This window comes from Paenibacillus sp. EZ-K15, from assembly GCF_002573715.1.
Lineage (GTDB): Bacteria > Bacillota > Bacilli > Paenibacillales > Paenibacillaceae > Paenibacillus_AQ.
This window is the reverse complement of record NZ_PDHM01000028.1, coordinates 407,790-428,829: the sequence shown is the minus strand read 5'-3', so window position 1 is coordinate 428,829 and position 21,040 is coordinate 407,790. Positions and strand designations below refer to the sequence as shown.

Sequence of the window (21,040 nt, the reverse complement as noted above, 5' to 3'; positions counted from 1 at the left end):
GTCGGCAAAGGTGAATAAAAGATTCCGGTTAAAGGAATCTCAAGTATTGGGCAGTTTAATAAAATGAGTCCGGTAATTATACCGGGCTCATTTTCATTTGTGTCCGCAAGTGATTTATTTTGGTCAATAAAGCTTTTCGATTTCAAAAGTATTTATCTGGTCTCCAGAAGAGGTATATAGTTTCAACAAGGATTTCTATTTTCATAGTATGATAATGTTGAGAAAAGATGGAATATGTGGAAAGGTGAGAGACAATGAACGAATTGCAGAAAGAAGCGTTGGAAGAGATGAAAACGGCCATTCATAAATGGTTTGACGAACAGGAGAATCGAACGAACGTAGAGGAAGTGGTCTTACGCACCACGCTGCAAGTAGGCATCTTTAACTTTGTCATGCTGGATTATCGGCCGGGGAGGACTAGGGTTGACAGTTCGAGATCTGTGGGGAGCGCCGCAGGCAAAAAGTCGATGAAAGTTTCGCCCTTTACGCGGGAGCAGATACTGCATGAGGTTCAGCCACTGCTGGCGGAAATCGTCAGGGAGAGGCTGGAGAAGGTGGAAACGTCGCCGTTGATCAATTACCAGTTTACCTTTCAAGGAACCTTCGCGACGACAGACGGGCTTGTGGAATTAACAGTGCTGGAAACTGTATATGAAGCGAAAAAGCGTCAGCTTCTGGAGCGAATTCAGTCCTATATCGAGAAAAAACTGGAGAAGGGCACTTACCCGACAAAGCCGCTGGAAACTTTCTTTTTGGCGCGTCATCTGCTGGATCCGTATTTGTTCCCCGAACCGGAAGCCGCAAAGGCGATCGCTTTATTTGACCGGATTCAGGAGTTGAATAAAGAACGGGTTGAGGCTCTCGCGGAGCATCGAAGAGATATTATTAGGGCTTTGACGGGCTGGGCCGAGGATGTATTCCTGCCACGTTACTATGACGTCACCCGTTCCGAATACAGGACTAATGAATATGTGCTCAAGCCGGATGCTGTTCTTGAGAATAAGGATGAGCCGAATCAGCCTATTGACCTTCTGTTGTACGGCGCGGTAATGATTATTCGTTATGAGCCGAACTACAGCAAATTTAGGGGGCAGACTTTTCTGGAGCTGGCGGAGCAGCTTGGCAGCGGCAAAGCCGTACGCATGTTGAAGGAGGGCAGCGACAGCTTCTCTCACGACGAAGTGAATATGCACCATGAATTGGTTGAATGCAAGGCTAACGATGTCTTTTCCCTCTTCACCATCGTCATTCGCAAGGAAGAAGCCGGGGCGTATGAGCGGGCGATTTTGTTTATTCTCTCTCTGCTTCGAAAGGGCTTCCCGAAAAGCTACAAAATCAAGTTAAAATCCAGCGTGAGAGAGTATTTGCCCGTCAAGGGGCTTGCCAAATCGGACACGCACCGTTTGTTTGCGAATGCTCTGGCTTATTCCGAGCTGCATCCGTTATTGGAGGAATATGCTCGTGAGGCGATGGTAGAATTTGAATGGTATGAAGATACGGAGGACGAAAAAAGCGCCATGCCGGGCAGTTATGCTGTGTTCGGGCTGGGGCTTTCGTCCGAGCGTTATTTTCCGCTTGTTGAAGCTTACATGGACCTTGTGGATGATGAGCACCAGCTGGTGCATGACAAGTTCACAGCCGTTTTTGCCGCAACCTATGGCATAACGGAACGCTCGATTCCTACCTTGATCGTCTGCCTGCTGCGCTCCCACGATTCGCTAAAGCTGAAGATTCAGCCGGAGCTGGAAAGCGAAGACAAGCTGACGCTATTCGTACAGCAAATAGAGACTTTGTCGGATGATGAGGCCGAGCGGGTACTGTACCCGATCTGGGGCAAGTTGGAGAAGCTGGCTGCATTGGCTCGCAAGGCGCAGGAACCGCGCAAGGAGCTGCTGCTTCGCCTGTTAAAGGCAGCGGGCATAGAATGATGGTGGCTGCTCGATCTTAATTGGATAATTACAATGCTTAAAAGAAAGTGGGAGAAGAACATGTACATAAGCAAATGGTGGGGAGATTTAATTGGCGGTTCCGATGATTCGCTGGCATTAATAGACTATTTGGAACAATTGGACTCAACGGATGTGACGCTCAATCAGATTTTAGAGGACTTGGGTTTCGATGTGCTGCTTGCTGAGGGGGACTTGGAGAACGGCGGAAGTATTGGGTTTGATATAAAAAATGCTAACGGCACGTTTCGAGGAGAACTTGATATTGCCTGCTCAGCTCTAATCGATCTTTCAGCCATTGTGTTGGAGTCTCATAAATCAGGCTATGTCGATTTGCATGATTTGGATGCGTCTAGGCAGCCGTGCAAACTTTATATAGATGCCTCCGAAGAAAAAAGGAGCCTGCTTCGGGATGAATTGTACAAGTTTTCCCGTAATCCGCTGGCTTACGAATTAGCCGAGCTTGTTCCGGCCGATGATATGAGAGAGCTTGCGGAAAAGGCAAAAATGATCGCGGATGAGCTGGTATAATGTGCATACGTTTGTGATAAAGATCCTTTGAATATGGTTATGGGTCATTACAAATAAAGATGGTTGGCGTTTAAGTGCCGTGGTGAATTTTCGCCGATAGCCCCGTTAAACTGAACTAGACGTTAGACAAAAAAGCCTTAACCCTTACTTGCAGGGCTAAGGCTTTTAATTATTCTTTAAGCGAGTCTCATCTTAAAATCCTTATAGCCGAACTCGCGAACGATGCGGCAGTTTCCGTCTTTCTCCTGCACGGCGATGGCCGGCAGCGGCATGCCGTTAAAGGTGTTGGTTTTGACCATGGAGTAGATCGCCATATCTTCAAACACTAATCTGTCACCGTTCTTAAGGGGCTGATCGAAGGAATAGTCTCCGATGACATCACCCGTCAGGCAGGTCGGACCGCCAAGCCGATAGGTGTATGGTTTCTCCCCGGCTTCGCCCGAATCGACGAGTGGTGGACGATAAGGCATTTCCAGAACATCGGGCATATGGCAAGTAGCCGACGTGTCTACGATCGCGATCTCAATACCGTTTCGATGGATATCCAGCACGGAGGTGACCATATAGCCCGCATTGAGTGCGATGGCTTCTCCGGGCTCAAGGTAGACTTCCAAGCCGTATTTATTCTGCATTCGTGAAATGCAAGCTTCGAGTCTCGGGATATCATAGTCGTCTCTGGTGATATGGTGACCGCCACCGAAATTGATCCATTCCATCTGCGGCAGCCAGGGATCGAACTTTTCTTCGACCGCATTCAGCGTGGTCTCCAAATCATCCGAGTTCTGTTGGCACAGGGTATGGAAGTGCAGTCCCGTAACGCCTTCGAGCAGTTCCGGCCGGAAATCCTCTCGTTTCACGCCGAATCTGGACCCCGGCGAACAGGGGTCATAGATTTCATGTCCCTCTTGCGTCGAGCATTCCGGATTGATGCGAAGGCCAACTTTTCTACCTGCAGCAAGAGCCTTCGTTTTATACTTTTCCAACTGGGAGAAGGAGTTAAAGATAATATGATCGCAAATGGAAATAATTTCGTCGATTTCATCTTCACGATAGGCAGGGGCAAAGACGTGATTTTCTTTACCCATTTCCTCGTGACCCAGCCGCGCTTCGAATAAACCGCTCGCAGTCGTGCCGCTTAAGTATTGTCCGATGAGGGGATACATGGCCGTCATGGAAAAAGCTTTTTGCGCCAGCACAATCTTGGCTCCCGTACGCTGCATAACGCCGTTCAAAATGTTCAGGTTTTTTTCGATGAGTGCTTCATCGACGACGAAACAGGGTGTCGGTAATTCCTCGAACCGCATATTAGCGAACGAGCTCCGGCTGTTTCGCTTCCTCAGGCAATGCGTCAACAAGCACCGGATTGAAGTCTTCTACCCATGGAAGTCCCCATTTGTTCAGTTCTTCCATGAATGGATCCGGATCGAACTCTTCGATATTGAATACGCCCGGTTTATTCCATTTGCCCGTCATGACCATCGCCGCGCCGATCATGGCAGGCACGCCAGTTGTATAGGAGATGGCTTGGGAGCCCACTTCTTTATAGCACTCTTGATGGTCGCAAACATTGTAGACGTAGTAAGTCTTGTCTTGGCCGTCTTTTTTTCCTTTAAAGATACAGCCGATGTTCGTCTTGCCCACTGTCCGAGGTCCCAGGGAAGCCGGGTCCGGGAGTACGGCCTTCAGGAATTGAAGCGGAATGATTTGTTTTCCTTCGTATTCGATCGGTTCGATGGAAGTCATTCCTACGTTCTCAAGCGCCTTTAAGTGCATGAGATAGCTTTGACCGAAAGTCATGAAGAATCGGATGCGTTTCAATCCAGGCATGTTTTGCGCAAGGGATTCAAGCTCTTCATGGTAGAGCAGGTACATATCCTTTTGGCCGACTTCAGCGAAGTTATATTCACGCTTAATTTCCATCGGCTTCGTCTCGATCCATTCCCCGTTTTCCCAGTAGCGTCCGTTAGCGGATACTTCACGGATGTTGATTTCTGGGTTGAAGTTCGTTGCGAAAGGATAGCCGTGATCCCCACCGTTGCAATCCAGAATGTCGATATATTCGATTTCGTCAAAATAGTGTTTCAGCGCATAAGCGGAGAATACGCCGGTTACGCCTGGATCGAATCCGCTGCCCAAAAGAGCTGTGATTCCTGCTTTTTCAAAGCGTTCGCGGTAATCCCATTGCCATTTGTATTCGAATTTCGCCGTATCTTCCGGCTCATAGTTTGCCGTATCCATATAGTGCGTTTTGGTGGCCAGGCAAGCATCCATGATCGTCAAATCTTGGTAAGGCAGAGCCAGGTTCATGACGATATCCGGTTTGACTTCGTTAATCAGAGCGATCAGCTCGTCTACGTTGTTTGCATCGACCTGTGCGGTCGTAATTTTGGTTTTGCCACCCTCCAATTTTGCTTTCAGCTCATCGCATTTGGATTTCGTACGGCTGGCGATACAGATTTCTTCGAAAACCTCGCTGTTTTGAACGCATTTATGAATGGCTACAGATGCTACGCCGCCGGCGCCAATGATTAGTGCTTTTCCCATTTTTCAATCTCCTATCCGAAATAATTTTTTTAAATGTAAAACGGCAACAAAAAAAGCAAGCGAAACACGCACCATGCGCATCACACTTGCTTTGATATAGTCAAATAATAAGATAGTCCCAATAAGCATGACCGCACAAACCTCTTGCTTGCTCGTCAGTCAGCTATAAAACTCAACGTTTTATAGAAAGGCGCTTAATATTCAAATATATCATGTTAGGATCAGAGTCTATATAGCAAATAATTACTTTTACCACTCTTATTGACCGTTTCACAAGTTGTGTGCAGAAGCACTGGTTGTAAAGTAACCAACTTATAAAATTTGAGCTTTGAACTCAATCAATAAGGCAACGAAAGTTGCCAATCGGCAATTGACCCGGCTGTCCGTATGGCCTTAACTTCCTAAATGGAAGTGGTCAAATATTATCTGCTTGGAAAGATCCTAAATATATTGACTATTCGCTTTCCAAAAATCACGCTATTTCATAATAGCAGGATAAGGATTATTGAACAAGGAAAATTTTAAAACAAGAGCATTTTTACGGTGTTGAAAACAAAATGAGGCATCATATTCAAGGCATTCCACACGAATAGAGCCTGCCGGACGTGCTGGATTAGCTCAACATAGGTGGCAATTGATCTCCTGGTAGAAGGACAATGTATTAGTAGGATTGGTGTATTTTATTGGAAAGATGAATGCCCAATCATTCATAATAAGTGGTATTCTCTTATTAATCCAAGTTTTAACACCTGAATAATGATGGTTAATGATTCGGCGGTGATCGGACTCTCACTTCCTTGCGAAGGTGAGAAGCTCGTCGCTTGCGTTGTTCTGCGGGATGGCGGTAGCTTGGACCTGGCACAGCTGCAGGCGTTTTGCGAACCGAGTCTCGCAAGGCATAAATGGCCAACTCAACTGTTCATCCTAGATAATTTGGCTCGAACGGTCGTGGATAAGGTGGACAAAAAGCAGCTACACAAGCAATTATCCAATCTGATTCCGAAGAGCTAAGCAAAAGGAATAGTTAAGTAAACGTGACTAAAAGAAAAGGCCATCCCGCAAAGGATGGCCTTAAAACATGCCGGTGCAGACAGTGCGGAGAATCGTATCACAAGTGACGGTAAACAGTAAAAAGTAACTGTCGATAAGGGCGAAGTATATGGATAAAAATGAAAGAACCCTCCGAATCTGGAGAGTTCTTTTCATTGAGTACCGGTCCACTTATCCACTTCATGAATAACATCAAAAACGCAGTCACGTTGGCGGGGCTTCACAAGACGCTGAAGACCCTGTTTTTGTCCTTTCCGCCAGCCTAGTAATCGACTCAATGTCTTGATCCGTTAATTGATCAAGGAAATGTTTGCGTATTGCCATGGAGACTATGGGACGGGCATCATCCAATGCTGATTTTCCAGCGGAAGTGATGACGACTTGAACACCCCGATCCGTGTCTAATGGTTTCCTCATCACAAGTCTGCGTTTTTCCATCCGCGTCAGATGATGTGATAATCGACTCTTATCCCAGTCCATCGAGTCGGCCAATTCCTGTTGGCGAAGGCTACCGTTCCCCAAAAGGTCTAACCGATCCAATACCCCATAATCACCCTCTGATAGTCCTGTGTGCTCCGACATCTCTTTTATTACGCGACCGAAGATGCTCTGAAAGGAGCCTTTCCACATATGCCATATTCGCATTTCCTCTTTGTTTAGTTCGTTCTTATCCATAGGAACATAATAGCACGGTTGACGTATCAACCACAATGTGTTATCGTCGATAAAGGTTGACACATCAACCTAAGGCTATATTGCAAAGATCGCACATCGAAGTAAAAAGGGAGAGTGTTACTATGCGGGCCGCATGTGAGCCCGTGCGCCTCGCGCTCCTCGAAGCGAACGGTCCGATGGGCACATTCTCGAAAGAGGACGGCCCGCTCCCCTGGTGATTTATCTCGAACGTGTTATCGAAGAGTACCCGTATTTCAGGAACCTGCTTGACCGCTTCTACCAGAAACGGTTTGGCTAATCTTTTTCCAAGAAAGGAACATTTATTATGAAAATCAACGTTAGTGCGCCTACTCCAGTTGTCTCGGTGAAGCCGGTAGTGCTACCAGCCCCGGACCGTGGTGAGGATCTGCAAGTTCGAGTGTCTGCGCCCGCGATTGGGAGTGAATTGCCTATTATTGTTTTCTCGCACGGCTATGGCTCGTCGTTGGACGGCTACGGCCCGTTGGCCGACTTCTGGGCTGCTCACGGCTTCGTCGTCATTCAACCCACCCATCTCGACTCGAGGACGCTGAACCTTCCTCCTGATGATCCCCGTACACCACGGATCTGGCGTTTCCGAGTCGAGGACATGAAGCGCATCCTCGACCAGCTTGATCTTATTGAGGCTTCCGTTCCCGGCCTCAGCGGGCGCCTCGATCGAAGCCGCATCGCCGCAGCTGGACACTCCTGGGGCGGCCAGACGGTGAGCATGCTGCTGGGGGCTCGAGTCCTCGATGCGCACGGCGAACCGGGAGAGGACATGTCCGACTCGCGGATTAAGGCGGGTGTGTTGCTGGCCACGACTGGCCGGGGCGGAGCTGACTTGTCTCCGTTCGCAGCCGAGCACTTCCCCTTCATGAACCCGAGCTTCGCGGACATGAGCACGCCGACTCTCGTGGTAGCGGGAGACCATGACCAGTCTCAACTGTCCACTCGGGGGCCGGACTGGTTCACCGACCCGTACTTCCTGAGCCCGGGCAGCAAGAGCTTGCTCACCCTCTTCGGGGCAGAGCACTCGCTCGGCGGGATCCCCGGCTACAGCGTCGCGGAGACGACGGACGAGAGCCCCGAACGAGTCGCCCTGATCCAGCGGCTCACGTTGGCCTACCTTCGCAACGCGCTCGACCTCGACAATTCCAGCTGGCCGGCAGCTCGCGCAGATCTGGAAGAGAGTGCCATCCCGTTGGGTCGTATTGAGTCCAAGTAAAGGCCTGATGGGTGGTGTCGACTCGACAGCCACGACAGTGCATACTCGCCCTTATAATAGTATAATATTTCAATGAAAATAATGAAGGAGCTGCCGCGGCAGCTCCTTTCGCATTTTTCGCCGATAGAGACGTTAAGCTGAACCGTATCATAAGTAGGGCGAAATGGTTCCCCGAAATGCCCATGCCTCTGTCTCCTCAGGTTATATTCAAGCCCTTGCTGGACGTGTACTTAAGCATGCCACCGAGAGGGGATTCATCTTTAGCAAGTCGATGTGCTTGCGCGACCAGCCGTCGTCGCGGGTGTTCTCGCTGCGAGCTTGGTAGTAGTGTTTCATGTCGCTGTCATAAGCTTGGACCAATAGCTTGTGTTCAAAATTAGAGCGCAAAAAAATTCTTGCAGAGCGTCACGATTTCACTTGAACCTTACGTAACGTAATGTTTTACAATAGAGCTACCGGTACATAGCTAGCGCCAAAGAGTGGAGATGGTTCATGAAGAGACATTGGAAGGTCGGGGATCTCGCCAAGCTGACGGGGCTTACCGTCCGAACCTTGCGGTTCTATGATCAAATCGGGTTGTTCTCTCCGTCGGGACAAACGGAATCCGGCCACAGGCTGTACAATGAATTGGACTTGTCACGTTTGCACCAGATATTATCGCTTAAGGAGCTGGGATTATCTCTGGAGGAAATTAAATCGGCCTTAAATGGCGGGCAGATCAGTCCGCTTGAGATCGTGGAACTGCAGATAGACCAAATCAAAGAACAGATTAAACTGCAGCAGAAACTATTGGAGCAGCTAAGATATGTATCCAAGCTTATGTAGGGCAAGGCGGAATTAACGGTTGAAGATTTCACGAGCCTTCTGAAGGCGATGAAGATGAGATTTGAGAAACCGGTCATTGAGCGGCAAACGAGTTGGGAGCGACATTTGGACCTGTTGGGAGATTTTCTTGCCGAAGAGAACGGAATTTCGAAACATAAGGAGGAAAATGAATGAACGAACGATTCGTCAAGCATGGAACCTTCGTCGTAGAACGGATTTATGCCGTTCCACCGGAGCGGGTTTATCAAGCATGGGCCGACCCGATTGCTAAAGCCAAGTGGTTTTCGAAGCCAGAAATCTTCGAATTCCAGGTTGGCGGGCGCGAGTACAGCAGCGGCGGGCCGCCGGAAGGGCCGGTTTTTACCTTCGACGCCAGCTACCAGGAGCTTGTTCCAGAGCAGCGCATTGTCTATACATACACACTGGATTCGGGCGGCGTACGCATCTCCGTCTCGATTACAACGGTCGAGCTTATCAAGGTGGAGGGCGGTACGAAGTTGATTTTCACAGAGCAAGGTGCATTCTTTGACGGACATGATACGCCAGAAGTACGGGAACACGGGACAAACATCATGTTGGACACACTGGGCAAGGTAGTAGAAGGGGAGGAAGGAACATGACCATAGGTGAAAATGAACTTATCGCTTCGCGCGAGTACGATGTCCCGCAAGAGCTTGTGTATCGGGCATGGACAACCCCTGATTTATTAGCAAAGTGGTGGGGGCCGAAAGGCTTTAAGAATACGTTTCACGAGTGCGATATGAGGCCGGGAGGTGCGTGGAAGTTCACCATGCACGGTCCGGATGGCGTGGATTATCCTAACCATAATGTCTTTGTTGAGTTCGTGCCGACAGAGCGGGTCGTGATTGATCATCTAAACGTTCACGAATTTCGGGTAACGGCTACCTTCGAGGGCTTCGATGGCCGCACCAGGGTCACCTTCCGTCAACTTTTCAAGAAAAAAGAGGAGTTTGAACAAGCTAAGCCCATCTGCGTAGAAGCTAATGAACAGCAGCTTAACCGACTTGGCAAGGTGCTAGCGGAATTGGCCGACTAGCGTTACCAAGTGATATCTGCATTCACCCGAAAAGACTGCTGCTTATGTGATGACTCTAAAATTGTCGCCGTTCACGATCCCTGTTGGGAATCGGACGGCGATTTCTGTTTTAGTAACGGAAGACGGCGGTGGAGATCTGTAGAGTCTATCAAGGCGGATCAGAGGGATATGGAATCGTTCAAGGCCATTTCCAAAATCCAGGAGAAAAGTAGGTAGACTCAGGAAAAATGATCACTATAATGGAAATAAGATACATACACCTGAACAGGAGTTCTGATTGAGGTTTTTACGCTGTCCAAGGCCCCGAAAAAGAAAGCTTTGTTGAGTCCGCATCAGGCGGTTTGTGTCGAAACCATGACGATAAGACCCTTATTTTATGTAAAGCAGGGAGGCTAAACCGTGGGAAGAAGTTTCGCGAATTTGCATATCAAGTCGAACCATCTTGAGAAGACGATTGAAGCGTTAAAAGCGCTGAGCGAAGGTTCCGGCGAAGTATTAGGCAAGTCGTCCAATCCAAACCAAGCGGTTTCGGATGATGCCCAGTCAGAACAAACGCAAGAAACCGTAATGTACATAAGCAGCAGCAACGAGAACTGGATCAGCGTGCTTCACGATTATTTTGTATGGGGTACGGTGAAGAAGGCCGGCAAAGCATTGTCCCGGCTTATCGAGGAGCCGGTGATGACGGTCGGATTCATCAATGATGAAATATTCGAGTTGTCGATTTTTGAGAAAGGGGACATCCAAGCCGAAAGAATCTTTTGTGACCCGTTGGTGCGAGATGAATATGGACTCCAGGAACAGCGTCTTCAGGATGATTACCTGCGTGAAGCGTTGGATATCCGTGAGGAAGCTTTTGACGACTTCATTCGGATGACGAGTCCGGCACAGGCCGTTGATAAGCTATCGGAACTCGTAGGCATGTCTTTATGGAGTGATTTCGAGTGGCTGCCGTATGAAGAAGAACTGAAAGATCGGTTTAAAAAATACCAGTTTGCATGATCTATATAGCTCTGACTCGCGCCTCTATATATGTAGCCCCATTTAACATTAAACCATGTTTATAGGCTCATAAAACAACACGGGAACTGGCCCATGCCGGTTCTCTTTCTATTTTTCGCCGATAGATCCGTTAAGCTGAACCTTATCAGAGAAGAGCGATTTATTAGCAGGACGAATGTCTTTTATTGGCAAGAATAATACCCAATCATTCCATATACGTGGTATTCTCTTATTAATTCGTGTTTTAACACCTGAATAATATAAATTCATATATATATTTGGGGGGATTACATGCTTCTATCTGAACGTTTGCCATTGGCAGCAAGTTTGTACCCTGAAGAGCCAGCGCTTTTTGCGTCACGGTCAGATTATGAATTATGGGGAACTTCATAGCCTTTTGGTGGGGTTATTCACACTTGCGTATCATTAGGAGAAAAAAAGGCATCACGACCGGCAAGCTGATTTTTTCATCGGTCGTAAGAATGCTCCCTATCTTGCTTCTCTTGTTTCTGTCATCCATCGCTACATTTATTGGTGCTGGACGTGTATTACCTTGGTTCGGACTCTGGACTTCCATGTCCTCTCTGAATGTATGGCTTGTTGTATTATCGATAGTAAATATAGCGAATTTGGCATATTATTTCAGATTGTATTATCAGGTGAAGAGGAGAAGTTGAAGAGCGTTCTAGAGGGATGTGGAATCGTTCAAGGTCATTCCCCAAATTCAGGTGAAAAGTAGGTAGACTCAGGACAAACGATCTCTATAATGGAAATTATAGACCACATCGAACCAGGTGGGAGGCAAACCTGGCGCCTGGGACAACATGAAGCGAGGGGAATAGGTGAGACGCATTGAAAGCAAACCGGATGGAAGCATTCAGCGATGGCGTGTTGGCCATTATTATTACGATCATGGTGCTGGAATTCAAAGTGCCAGAAGGCCATGACTGGCATGCGCTAATCGAACTTGGCCCGAAAGTTGTTAGCTATATCTTCAGTTTCGTATATATCGGCATCTACTGGAATAATCATCATCATCTGCTGCACATGGTTCGAACAATGAACGGGCGGTTGATGTGGCTCAACTTGTTGCTCCTCTTCTGGCTATCCATTGTGCCGTTCACGACAGCTTGGATGGGGGAAAGCCATTTTGCACCTACTCCAACGGCGCTGTACGGGATTATTTTATTGCTAGCGGCGTTCTCGTACTGGTTGCTTCAGCGCATGATTATGAACCAGCATTCCAGCGATTCCTCATTCTTCGGAGCGATGAGTAAAGATTGGAAGGGAAAACTGTCTCCTTTACTCTACTTGACTGCGGCCTTGACCGCCTATGTGAGTGTTTGGATATCCGGCTTCTTTTTCGTACTTGTTGCTGTGATCTGGTTCATGCCGGATAAGCGAATCGAGCACGTCCTGAGAGGTCACTAAGAAAAGTTCTTCGATTCTCGCATGCAAGCGAGATTTGAAGAGCTTTTTTTGGTGTATAGAATGGACTCTTCACCTAAGCAGCCAAGCTGGTTTTATTGAATACTCGGTAACATCTCGAAGGTTCTGAATCACGGTTTATTTCACATGCCAATGCTTTAATAGCACTGAAATATAGAAAGTTTCTTTTTCAACAATAAGTTCTGTATGGGCAATCCTGTAATGGGATCCTTCCATCGTTACTCCGTTTACTAATTTTGTGAGACGAAGAAATTCTCCTACTTGGGATACGTAAATATCTGTCGTTGAGTTGTCAGGGAATATACATAGCACTCTAATGGGACTCATTCCTTTCTTAAAGCTCCAGGAGGCCTCTCTTCTGGCCATTGAGTTTTATTATTTGGAAGAATAGGGCAATCTTATTATAGCAAGTATAAATCCTTATAGGGTATATTTTACGAAATTAAATTCTATAGTATCTTGGAGTAATCATATGGCTGGTCTATGGTTTGCTTAGGGTGATCGCTGTGAGTGATTTGATGAAGATGGTAGGGGAAGGCATTCGGCACTTCCGAAAACTACGTGGACTAAGCCAAGAGGAACTTGCAAGTAAGGCTGAGGTACACGAAACGTATATTGGTAAGCTGGAGCGTTCCGAAAAGGTATGTTCCGTTGTGGTACTAAATAAAATTACGATTGCGCTCAATCTTTCGATGGTGGAGTTTTTTAATTATATCCAGCCTGTTAGCGGAGACGCGAGCGAGTCTACACTCGCAGAAATTGTGAACAGGCTTCGAAGTAGAAGCGAAAATGAGCAAAAGAGGATATTAAAAGTCATCGACGCAATGTTGGACGATCCGTTGAATTGAGAGGGAGATCATTAGACCGCCTTTAAATTTGTCTTCCGGCGTTGAGGGATGAGCTTTTATTATTAATCAAACTAAGCATCAAGTTGAAAATAAAATGTTATGAGTGAGAAAGGAGCTGCCGCGGCATGCTCCCTTTTGCGGTTTTCGCCTTTATATCCTTATCCTAAGTGAGGCTAGCTTTGATATAATGGGCCGCAGGAGGAGAAGAACATGCACACGATGGAGAGCTTAATGAAGCAATTAGAGCAGCTGGGCATTGACAGCAAAGGGACGTTGTTGGTCCATTCTTCGATGAAGAGTATGGGACTGGTCGAGGGTGGCGCGGACACAGTCCTGGATGCGTTGACAGCCTATATGAAAGCTGGGCTGCTGGTGTTACCCACTCATACGTGGTCTTACATCAATGCGGATAATCCGAAATTTCACGTGGATCAGTCACCTTCTTGTGTCGGGATCTTGCCTGAACTTTTTCGCAAACGGCCTGGTGTGGTACGTTCGCTGCACCCTACTCATTCCGTGGCAGCATTAGGTCAGGATGCCATAGCGTTCACAAATGACGATCATCGTTTCGATACGCCATGCGCTAGAGGTTCTGCCTGGGGGAAACTGCTCGACCGAAGGGCGACCATCTTGTTAGTTGGGGTCGATTTAAAGCGCAACACCTTTATTCATGGAGTCGAAGAGTGGGTGGACATACCGGGCAGGTTAACGGATGACCACGAGATGCTGTACACGGTGTTACCGGACGGAACAGAAATTCCTGTACCCTCCCGCAGACATTGCGGGTTGTCGTGGTCAGAGCATTTTTGGAAAGTCGATGAGGTGCTTGAAGGTCAAGGTGCGATGCATAAAGGGCGGCTTGGCGATGCTGTTGTAAGGGTCTGTGATGCCGCTAAGGTGGCGAACATCATAACTGAAATGCTTAAGGACCATCCGGATTTGTTCTCGGATAATCGTCCCTTGTATCATTCAGTCAACAACGATTGATCGAAAAGACCGCAGGGATTGGGTGAGAATGGGTCAAGTGTAGGGTATAAGCATTTCATACATAAGTGCAAAAAGCGAAATGGGCTGGTTACCGCTAGCTCCTTTCGCTTTTTTTTTCGCCGATAGCCCGTCCTCCTGACTCCATACATCACACAGGCAAGTTGTCATTTGTAGACCAGCGATCGCCAACACGCAGTTAGGCCAAGGCATTACGGGCAAGATGAAATGGGATTTTCCATGAAATAGTGATTATATTTACCAAAAAAAGATATAAAAGTATTCATTAGGAAATAGGGGTAATTTATTAGCCGCCCTTGCCATATTTATGATGTTAGGAAGGGGGGATCAAGGAAAACGAGGAAATCAAGGAAAATAGCCGAAAAAAGGAGCTGTGATACATTTGCGTTGTTTCAAATGTACTTTCTTAGCATCATGACAAACTCCACTTCATCATGTAGTAAACAAGAAACCAGACGATTGGCTCATATTTGTTCCTTGGAGGGGATTTTAATGATGAGGAAGTATGCAATTTCGATGTTAGTCGCCATTTTTTTAGTGGCAAGCCTCTTTGCAGGGGTATCGTTTGGCAGCTCCGCTCAGGGTCACTCGACGGATTATATTGAAGGTCAACTCGTCGTGTCGATTGCGGAGCCGCCCGATGTAAATTCGATTCAAAGCGCAGATCATACATTGATGAAATCGGTTTCCCTTACGAAGAGCGGTTTTACTATTGCCGATTCACTGTTCGGACAGGATATGGGCACCTTCTCGGTGCAGCAGCTAGATAACGATGTCAGGGCTGCGGCGATAGAACAAATGGGATTGGTATATTTGATCGAGTACTCTGTAAATGACTACAAGTCCATCGATTCCGCCAAAGAAGCATTGCAGACAACGTTAGATGACCTCGGTCTCGAAGTTCGGTATATCTCTGAAAACCGCAAAGTGTACGCGCTTGAAACCGCAGCTCTGGAAGATGTTTCAGTTCAAGCGATTCACAACAATCAGCGTTGGCATTATGACATGATTAAGGTTCAGCAAGCCTGGGGGATTACGACCGGGTCTAGCTCAGTTCGAATTGGCGTGCTTGACACGGGAATTGACAGCAACCATGCGAGCTTGAGTAATCTGGTGAACACCAGCCTGGGTCGGAGCTTTGTAGACAGTACCACAATCGATCGTCATGGGCACGGCACGCATGTTGCGGGAACGATCGCCAGCTATGGATCGGTGTCAGGCGTCATGCAGAACGCGGCTTTGGTTCCGGTTAAAGTGCTTAGCGACAGCGGCTCAGGTTCGATGTATGGCATTCAACAAGGTATTCTTCACGCCGCGAATATTAGAGCTGATGTCATCAACATGTCGCTGGGCGGCGGCGGCTATGATCGCGGGATGGATGAGGCGATCCAAACAGCGGTTGGCCTTGGCACAATCGTAGTGGCAGCTACCGGTAATGACGGACTTCCAAGCATCTCTTATCCGGCAGCTTACAGCGGCTCAATTGCGGTGGGTTCCGTTACATCAAGCAGAACGCGTTCGAGCTTCTCGAATTATGGAACGGGTCTTGATGTGATGGCTCCGGGATCGAACATATACAGCACATATCCAAACGGTCAATATACAACCATGTCCGGCACCTCGATGGCAACCCCTCATGTGGCAGGCGTACTAGGATTAATGAGATCGGTCAATCCGAGTCTTACTCCTGCTGCGGCCAGAGATATTCTCAGGAATACGGCGCAGCCTGCCGGAAGCGCGAATCAGTATGGGTATGGCATTGTTGATGCGTACGCTGCTGTGCAAGCGGCAGGAGGTGGTGGCGGCGGTGGCGATACGCAAGCCCCGAGCGCACCGGGCAATTTAACGACCACAGGTAAAACCGGCACAAGCGTATCGCTTAGCTGGAGTGCTTCTACTGACAATGTGGGCGTAACAGCTTACGAAGTATACCAGGGTAGCTCGTTAGCGGCCACCGTCACGAATACTTCGGCAACGATCACCGGTTTGATACCCAATACAACCTATACGTTCACAGTTAAAGCGACAGACGCCGCAGGTAATCGGTCTGCAGCAAGCAATGCCGTAACGGCAACGACAGATTCCGATTCGTCACAGCCGTCGTCTTGGGCCCCGGGTGTATCGTATAAGATCGGGGACGAAGTGACTTATGGCGGAGCAACATACAAATGCCTTCAAGCACATACCTCGATGGTGGGCTGGGAGCCGGCGAACGTACCGGCATTATGGTTGAAGAAATAATATGGTTTAATTGATCCAGAGTAAATGATCAGAGCGCTTTCGCAGATCCGTCTGCGAGGCGCTTTTATTTATTCGGTGCATTGAAAACATAGCTGTGCCTTCAGTAAACCCGTTCTTGTGCGGGACCCGGGCCGTAAGAAGAAGACCCAATTTGCTAAGGTTCTTTGTCGAGGATTTGAAAGGTTTGAGGGAGAAGTGGGAGGAGAGAGCAGCGAGGGAAACATAAAGAGGAGCGAACGCACCCGGCGTTCACTCCTTATGCTGCAGCTTATCTCATCAAGGTCTCCATAAAATGTTCCTGGAACCGCTTGGCGTCGACGCCGGTGCAGACGTTGACGTTCGGCCGGTCGGTACAACGCGGACGCAGATCGGCAATGGTTCTGCCATAGGAGTGGATGCCTTCCAGATCCACCTGGAGCACCATCGGCTGAACTTCGACCAGGCTTAGGTCGATCGCGACAGCTACCGCCAGCGGATCATGCAGGGCACAGCCTGTCCGGTCGCCATAGGATTCCCGGTAGCCTCCGATATAGTAGGAAGTCATGTCGGCCAAGAAGCGGGTCAGGTCCGAATCCAGGTCTCTCCAGCGCTGAATATCCTCCAGACTGAGCTCGGTCTGCATGGTCACATCCAGTCCGACCAGCGTAATCGGAGCTCCGGATTGGAAGACGAGCTGGGCCGCTTCCGGGTCGGAGTATACATTCGCTTCCGCATGCATCCGGCGGTTACCCGCCACGCCCACGGCTCCACCCATTACGATAATCTGACGGACCAACGACGATATCTCCGGCGCCTGCAGAATGGCCGCAGCCAGATTGGTCAACGGACCGACGCAGATCAGCGTTACCTGCTTCGGATATCGCCGGATCTGATCCACCATAAAGGCAGCCGCAGACGTTGAGACCGGCTTGCCTGCCGGATCGGGGAATGCCAGGTTGCCGAGTCCATTCTCGCCATGAAACTGGACGGGATACGACTTCATCGAGGGATGGAACAAGGGGGCGGCTTCCCCCATGGCGACAGGGATTCCGGCTGCACCAAGTCGATCCAGCACATGGAGCGTATTGCGAGTGGCGTACTCTACCGGAACGTTTCCGAAGCAGGTCGTTATTCCTAGGATATCGAGAGCCGAAGACCGGACAGCGTAGGCAATCGCCAACGCGTCGTCAACCCCCGTATCCACATCCAATACGATTCGATGCATCAATCATGTTCCTCCTTTCTCTGACGGTTATGACAGCACCGTTCGGATATAATGCTGCAGGAATGCCTCTTCACGGACCTGCATGCAGACAGAGGCATTGGTCCGTGACTGCGGACGTCTGAAGTCGACCAGCGTTGCACCGGAGGATACCTGTCCTTTTGTCTCGATATAGACGTAATAATCCTCCGTCTCCACAAGGGAGGCATCCTCGACGACAGCCAGTGCCAGCGGATCATGCATCAGCCGGTATCTGCCCTCGTTCAAACGGTCGCTTGCCTCAAAGCTGAAGGTGAATATATGCTGCATGAAAGCTTTTAACTCTGCCTGTTCATCCGTGAAGCCGCTCATGAGCTGTTGATAATGAGCCTCGCCGAACTTGGCCTTTCCGGTCACGTCCAGGCCCACCATCGTAATCGGAATCCCGGACTCGAACACCCTGTGCGCCGCTTCGGGATCGCCGTGAATGTTGGCTTCGGATACGGGCGTTATATTGCCCGGCACCTTGATGGCGCCTCCCATCAGCACCAGCTTGGCTTTCTGCGCGATCGACGGGTCCTTGGCGAGTGCCACCGCCAAATTGGTCAGCCTGCCGGTGAAGACCAGCGTAATGTCATGCGCCTGTTCCCGCACCTTCCGTACGATGAAATCGGATGCCCTCTCGTTCACCGGCGATTGCCGCGCCTCCGGCAGTTCATATCCGGCCAGGCCGTTTGCTCCATGAATGGCGGTTACGTTCTCCCGGCGAGGGCGAAACAAAGGGGCATCCGCTCCCATGGCAACGGGAATTTCGTACCGGGGCTGCGCCAATTCCAGCACCCGGAGCGTATTCTTCGTCGCCTGTTTCACGTCCACATTGCCGAATACCGTTGTAATGCCTTCTATATGCAGCTTATTGGACTTTACGGCAAAGATGAGCGCAAGGGCATCATCCACGCCGGTATCCACATCCAAGAGGATGTGTTTAACCTGCTCTTGCTCCATATCGTTGTCACTCCCTTATTCCCTCACTTATGCTTGGCAAGCTCGTCCGCAAGCTCCGGTATCGCCAGGATGTTATGGCCGATATCCAGGGAGTGGCTTAGCCTGCTGATATGCGGCTGCTTCAGCATCGCCTGCTCCAGCACATCCAGATTCCAGAAGATGGCCCGCTTGTCGTCATCCGCAATGACCTGGCGGTTCGCCATGACGATAACCCGCTCGAAGTTGTTCACGACAAATTCCATATCATGCGTGATGGTGATGATGGTTTTTCCTTCCTGGTTTAAAGCCTCGATCAGATGGGCGAGCCGCGCCATGGCCGGAAGATCCTGACCTGCCGTCGGCTCATCCAGAATGATGACGCTGGAATCCATCGCAATGACGGAGGCAATCGTTACGAATTTACGCATGGAATAGGGCAAATTGTACGGATTGTCCTTAAGAAACGGAACGACGCCTGCCAGCTCCGCCGCTTTCATGACATTCGCTTTGACCTGTTCCTCCGGAAGGCCGAGCTTGCGGGGGCCGAATTCAATCTCGCTGTACACATCGTTATGAAAGATCTGGTCGTCCGGGTTCTGGAACACATAGCCTACCTTCCGCGATATTTGCGCGGTGGTATAATCCCGCGTATTCCAGCCGTCGATGACGACATCCCCCTCGGAAGGCTTGAGCAGCCCGTTCATCATCTTGACGGTGGTCGTTTTACCTGCCCCGTTCTGGCCGACAATGGCAACGGATTCCCCCTTTTGGAAGGACATGTTGACGCCATCCACCGCTTTGTAGCCGTTCGGATAGGCAAAGGAAACATTCGTCAAAGTCAGAAAGCTCATGCGTTAACCCCCTTCTTCATCCATGTCTTCACGGCCTCGAGGGCTTCTTTTTCCGTTAAGGGTATGCTCCCGAGATCCATCCCCCGTTTGCGCATGTCCAGGCCGAACAGCGAATATTGGGGAAGCGCGGCTCCGAATGCCAGGGCACGCTCATCGGTAAGAATCTCCTGCGAGCTGCCTTGCATAGCTACTTCACCCTCGCTCAGCAGGATGACATCGTCGGCATATTCGGCAATCAGCTCAATTTTATGTTCGACGAGTATGATGGTTTTCCCCTTTTTCTTCATCAGCTCGATAATCTTGAACACTTCTTCTGTTCCCTTCGGATCAAGCTGCGAGGTCGGCTCGTCAATGACCAGCACATCCGGCTCCATGACGATGATGGAGGCAAGCGCAACCCGCTGCTTCTGGCCGCCGGAGAGCTCGAACGGGTTTTTGTCCCGCAAATAATCGATCTCCAGCATGTTGATGACCTGATCCACCTTCTCCCGGATAAGTGCAGGCTCCATGCCCAGATTTTCAAGGCCAAATGCAATCTCTTCAAACACGTTATCCTTCACGCCGCTGATCTGTGTAAAAGGATTCTGGAACACATAGCCGATTTTTTGGGAGAGCTCGCCCATTTCCCATTCGCGGATATCCTTGCCTTCGATCAGCACCTCGCCGCGCAGATCTCCCTTATAGAAGTGGGGGATAAACCCGCGAATGACGTTGCACAGGGTCGTTTTTCCGCCTCCGTTGGCCCCGATCAGCGCATACAGCTTGCCTCTTTCGAGCGTTATATTTACGTTCTTGAGTGCATTGGACTCACTGATCGGATATTGGTAGGATAGATTCTTGATCGTAATGATACTCATAGCGCAACTCTCCAGACGATTAAGATAGCAAGCAGTACGACCAGCAGAATTTGAACCAGCCGGTCATGCTTTGTTTTCTCCAGTTTGTAGATGCTGCTTTTTTTGACATTGGCCGAGAAGGCTCTCGACTCCAGCGTCAGTACCCGTTCCTCCGTGCTTGCCACGGATCCGAGAATGAGCGGACTAAGGGTCGGCAGGAAGGCCTTCATGCGGACAAGCAGCTTGCCTTCGGTTTCAACGCCTCTTGTTTTTTGGGCATCCATGATGACGTGAGTCAGTTTTTTCATCTCCGGAATGAGCTGCAAGGTGGACAAGATGACATAGGTTACTTTGGACGGCAGGCCGATCTGTTCCAGGGAATGGACCAAATCCTTGACCTTGGTGATGCGGAAGAACAGAATGAAGGCCGATGCCACCGCCACGATTTTGGATGTTAGGAACAGGGCGAACTCAAGTCCTTCCCGCTTGATGGAGAAGATGCTCCAGCTCCACAGAATGTCGTTGCCGGGATAGAAGAAACTTTGCAGAATAAAGATGAACACAACAATCATCAGCAGAGCCTTGATCGCCAGATTGGAAAACTCCTTAAAGCTGCCGGCGAAGTAGGCCAGCACCATGCAAATCGGTAGAACGGCGTAGCTGAACCCGTAGCCGGGCACGATAAATGCGGCCAAACATAAAGCGATGGTAATCATAAACTTGGTTGTTGGATAAAGACGGCTCAACAAGGACCGTTCGTTATTCACAAG

The 21,040-nt window shown here is 49.2% G+C and carries 19 protein-coding genes and 2 pseudogenes; 13 read left to right on the top strand and 8 right to left on the bottom strand.

The annotated features are described in order from the left end of the window. Window positions 1–254 precede the first annotated feature (254 nt). Together CRG97_RS32265 and CRG97_RS32260 are read left to right on the top strand one after the other, a co-directional pair. Window positions 255–1,928 carry a DUF6138 family protein gene (locus tag CRG97_RS32265; protein WP_098749541.1) on the top strand — a complete coding sequence of 558 codons (1,674 nt, stop codon included), beginning with the start codon at window positions 255–257 and terminating at the stop codon, window positions 1,926–1,928. Window positions 1,929–1,988: 60 nt separating this feature from the next. Next, on the top strand, window positions 1,989–2,477 hold the full coding sequence (locus CRG97_RS32260) for an imm68 putative immunity domain-containing protein (protein ID WP_098749540.1): 489 nt from the start codon (window positions 1,989–1,991) through the stop codon (window positions 2,475–2,477). Window positions 2,478–2,653: 176 nt separating this feature from the next. Here the strand turns inward: CRG97_RS32260 and nspC are convergent, their stop codons facing one another. Together nspC and CRG97_RS32250 are read right to left on the bottom strand one after the other, a co-directional pair. Next, on the bottom strand, window positions 2,654–3,781 hold the full coding sequence (nspC, locus tag CRG97_RS32255; RefSeq protein WP_098749539.1) for a carboxynorspermidine decarboxylase: 1,128 nt from the start codon (window positions 3,779–3,781) through the stop codon (window positions 2,654–2,656). 1 nt (window position 3,782) lies between these two features. Beyond that, window positions 3,783–5,021, bottom strand: coding sequence for a saccharopine dehydrogenase family protein (locus CRG97_RS32250; protein WP_098749538.1), 1,239 nt, complete (start codon window positions 5,019–5,021; stop codon window positions 3,783–3,785). A 756-nt stretch (window positions 5,022–5,777) separates the two neighbouring features. Here CRG97_RS32250 and CRG97_RS32245 point away from each other — a divergent pair. After that, on the top strand, window positions 5,778–6,032 hold the full coding sequence (locus CRG97_RS32245; protein ID WP_098749537.1) for an AMP-binding enzyme: 255 nt from the start codon (window positions 5,778–5,780) through the stop codon (window positions 6,030–6,032). Between the two features lie 243 nt (window positions 6,033–6,275). Here the strand turns inward: CRG97_RS32245 and CRG97_RS32240 are convergent, their stop codons facing one another. Continuing rightward, entirely contained in the window at window positions 6,276–6,653 is a 378-nt protein-coding gene (locus CRG97_RS32240) for a MarR family winged helix-turn-helix transcriptional regulator (RefSeq protein WP_237566648.1), read from the bottom strand. A 418-nt stretch (window positions 6,654–7,071) separates the two neighbouring features. Between CRG97_RS32240 and CRG97_RS32235 the strand changes: the two genes are divergently transcribed. The 10 genes and pseudogenes from CRG97_RS32235 to CRG97_RS33915 all read left to right on the top strand — a co-directional run. After that, window positions 7,072–7,992 carry an alpha/beta hydrolase family protein gene (locus CRG97_RS32235; protein ID WP_098749536.1) on the top strand — a complete coding sequence of 307 codons (921 nt, stop codon included), beginning with the start codon at window positions 7,072–7,074 and terminating at the stop codon, window positions 7,990–7,992. A 492-nt stretch (window positions 7,993–8,484) separates the two neighbouring features. Beyond that, window positions 8,485–8,991, top strand: a pseudogene (locus CRG97_RS32230) (MerR family transcriptional regulator). Then, window positions 8,988–9,437 carry an SRPBCC family protein gene (locus tag CRG97_RS32225; protein ID WP_098749535.1) on the top strand — a complete coding sequence of 150 codons (450 nt, stop codon included), beginning with the start codon at window positions 8,988–8,990 and terminating at the stop codon, window positions 9,435–9,437. Before CRG97_RS32230 ends, CRG97_RS32225 begins: the two are co-directional and overlap by 4 nt. Further along, complete coding sequence (locus CRG97_RS32220) at window positions 9,434–9,874, top strand: SRPBCC family protein (RefSeq protein ID WP_098749534.1); 441 nt, start codon at window positions 9,434–9,436, stop codon at window positions 9,872–9,874. Before CRG97_RS32225 ends, CRG97_RS32220 begins: the two co-directional genes overlap by 4 nt. A gap of 399 nt (window positions 9,875–10,273) precedes the next feature. Beyond that, a complete protein-coding gene (locus CRG97_RS32215; protein WP_098749533.1) occupies window positions 10,274–10,876 on the top strand; it encodes a hypothetical protein in 603 nt (200 codons plus the stop codon). Between the two features lie 852 nt (window positions 10,877–11,728). Then, complete coding sequence (locus CRG97_RS32210) at window positions 11,729–12,307, top strand: TMEM175 family protein (protein WP_098749532.1); 579 nt, start codon at window positions 11,729–11,731, stop codon at window positions 12,305–12,307. 524 nt (window positions 12,308–12,831) lie between these two features. Next, a complete protein-coding gene (locus CRG97_RS32205) occupies window positions 12,832–13,173 on the top strand; it encodes a helix-turn-helix domain-containing protein (protein WP_098749531.1) in 342 nt (113 codons plus the stop codon). Window positions 13,174–13,383: 210 nt separating this feature from the next. Next, window positions 13,384–14,160, top strand: a complete 777-nt coding sequence (locus CRG97_RS32200; RefSeq protein ID WP_098749530.1) for an AAC(3) family N-acetyltransferase — start codon at window positions 13,384–13,386, stop codon at window positions 14,158–14,160. Window positions 14,161–14,670: 510 nt separating this feature from the next. Continuing rightward, complete coding sequence (locus CRG97_RS32195; protein WP_237566638.1) at window positions 14,671–16,419, top strand: S8 family serine peptidase; 1,749 nt, start codon at window positions 14,671–14,673, stop codon at window positions 16,417–16,419. 130 nt (window positions 16,420–16,549) lie between these two features. After that, window positions 16,550–16,645: pseudogene (locus CRG97_RS33915) on the top strand (uracil-DNA glycosylase); the annotation flags it as partial. Window positions 16,646–16,687: 42 nt separating this feature from the next. Here the strand turns inward: CRG97_RS33915 and CRG97_RS32185 are convergent. Genes CRG97_RS32185 through CRG97_RS32165 form a run of 5 tightly spaced genes read right to left on the bottom strand, consistent with a single transcriptional unit; the run spans window position 16,688 to window position 21,037 of the window. Next, window positions 16,688–17,623 (bottom strand): nucleoside hydrolase, encoded by a 936-nt coding sequence (locus tag CRG97_RS32185; RefSeq protein WP_098749529.1) that lies wholly within the window; start codon window positions 17,621–17,623, stop codon window positions 16,688–16,690. Between the two features lie 27 nt (window positions 17,624–17,650). Then, on the bottom strand, window positions 17,651–18,604 hold the full coding sequence (locus tag CRG97_RS32180) for a nucleoside hydrolase (protein ID WP_098749528.1): 954 nt from the start codon (window positions 18,602–18,604) through the stop codon (window positions 17,651–17,653). A 23-nt stretch (window positions 18,605–18,627) separates the two neighbouring features. Further along, the gene (locus CRG97_RS32175; protein ID WP_098749527.1) at window positions 18,628–19,434 is read right to left on the bottom strand and encodes an energy-coupling factor ABC transporter ATP-binding protein; all 807 of its coding nucleotides are present in this window, start codon (window positions 19,432–19,434) and stop codon (window positions 18,628–18,630) included. Beyond that, window positions 19,431–20,291: an energy-coupling factor ABC transporter ATP-binding protein gene (locus CRG97_RS32170; RefSeq protein WP_098749526.1), complete on the bottom strand. Its 861-nt coding sequence runs from the start codon at window positions 20,289–20,291 to the stop codon at window positions 19,431–19,433. Before CRG97_RS32170 ends, CRG97_RS32175 begins: the two co-directional genes overlap by 4 nt. Beyond that, entirely contained in the window at window positions 20,288–21,037 is a 750-nt protein-coding gene (locus CRG97_RS32165; RefSeq protein ID WP_098749525.1) for an energy-coupling factor transporter transmembrane component T, read from the bottom strand. Before CRG97_RS32165 ends, CRG97_RS32170 begins: the two co-directional genes overlap by 4 nt. Between the last annotated feature and the right edge of the window lie 3 nt (window positions 21,038–21,040).

What these genes read in the sequence shown, in the direction of transcription:
- CRG97_RS32265 (WP_098749541.1), top strand. Translation starts at nt 255, where the DNA reads ATGAACGAATTGCAGAAAGAAGCGTTGGAAGAGATGAAAACGGCCATT.
- CRG97_RS32260 (WP_098749540.1), top strand. Translation starts at nt 1,989, where the DNA reads ATGTACATAAGCAAATGGTGGGGAGATTTAATTGGCGGTTCCGATGAT.
- nspC (WP_098749539.1), bottom strand. Translation starts at nt 3,781, where the DNA reads ATGCGGTTCGAGGAATTACCGACACCCTGTTTCGTCGTCGATGAAGCA.
- CRG97_RS32250 (WP_098749538.1), bottom strand. Translation starts at nt 5,021, where the DNA reads ATGGGAAAAGCACTAATCATTGGCGCCGGCGGCGTAGCATCTGTAGCC.
- CRG97_RS32245 (WP_098749537.1), top strand. Translation starts at nt 5,778, where the DNA reads ATGATGGTTAATGATTCGGCGGTGATCGGACTCTCACTTCCTTGCGAA.
- CRG97_RS32240 (WP_237566648.1), bottom strand. Translation starts at nt 6,653, where the DNA reads ATGTCGGAGCACACAGGACTATCAGAGGGTGATTATGGGGTATTGGAT.
- CRG97_RS32235 (WP_098749536.1), top strand. Translation starts at nt 7,072, where the DNA reads ATGAAAATCAACGTTAGTGCGCCTACTCCAGTTGTCTCGGTGAAGCCG.
- CRG97_RS32225 (WP_098749535.1), top strand. Translation starts at nt 8,988, where the DNA reads ATGAACGAACGATTCGTCAAGCATGGAACCTTCGTCGTAGAACGGATT.
- CRG97_RS32220 (WP_098749534.1), top strand. Translation starts at nt 9,434, where the DNA reads ATGACCATAGGTGAAAATGAACTTATCGCTTCGCGCGAGTACGATGTC.
- CRG97_RS32200 (WP_098749530.1), top strand. Translation starts at nt 13,384, where the DNA reads ATGCACACGATGGAGAGCTTAATGAAGCAATTAGAGCAGCTGGGCATT.
- CRG97_RS32195 (WP_237566638.1), top strand. Translation starts at nt 14,671, where the DNA reads ATGATGAGGAAGTATGCAATTTCGATGTTAGTCGCCATTTTTTTAGTG.
- CRG97_RS32185 (WP_098749529.1), bottom strand. Translation starts at nt 17,623, where the DNA reads ATGCATCGAATCGTATTGGATGTGGATACGGGGGTTGACGACGCGTTG.
- CRG97_RS32180 (WP_098749528.1), bottom strand. Translation starts at nt 18,604, where the DNA reads ATGGAGCAAGAGCAGGTTAAACACATCCTCTTGGATGTGGATACCGGC.
- CRG97_RS32175 (WP_098749527.1), bottom strand. Translation starts at nt 19,434, where the DNA reads ATGAGCTTTCTGACTTTGACGAATGTTTCCTTTGCCTATCCGAACGGC.
- CRG97_RS32170 (WP_098749526.1), bottom strand. Translation starts at nt 20,291, where the DNA reads ATGAGTATCATTACGATCAAGAATCTATCCTACCAATATCCGATCAGT.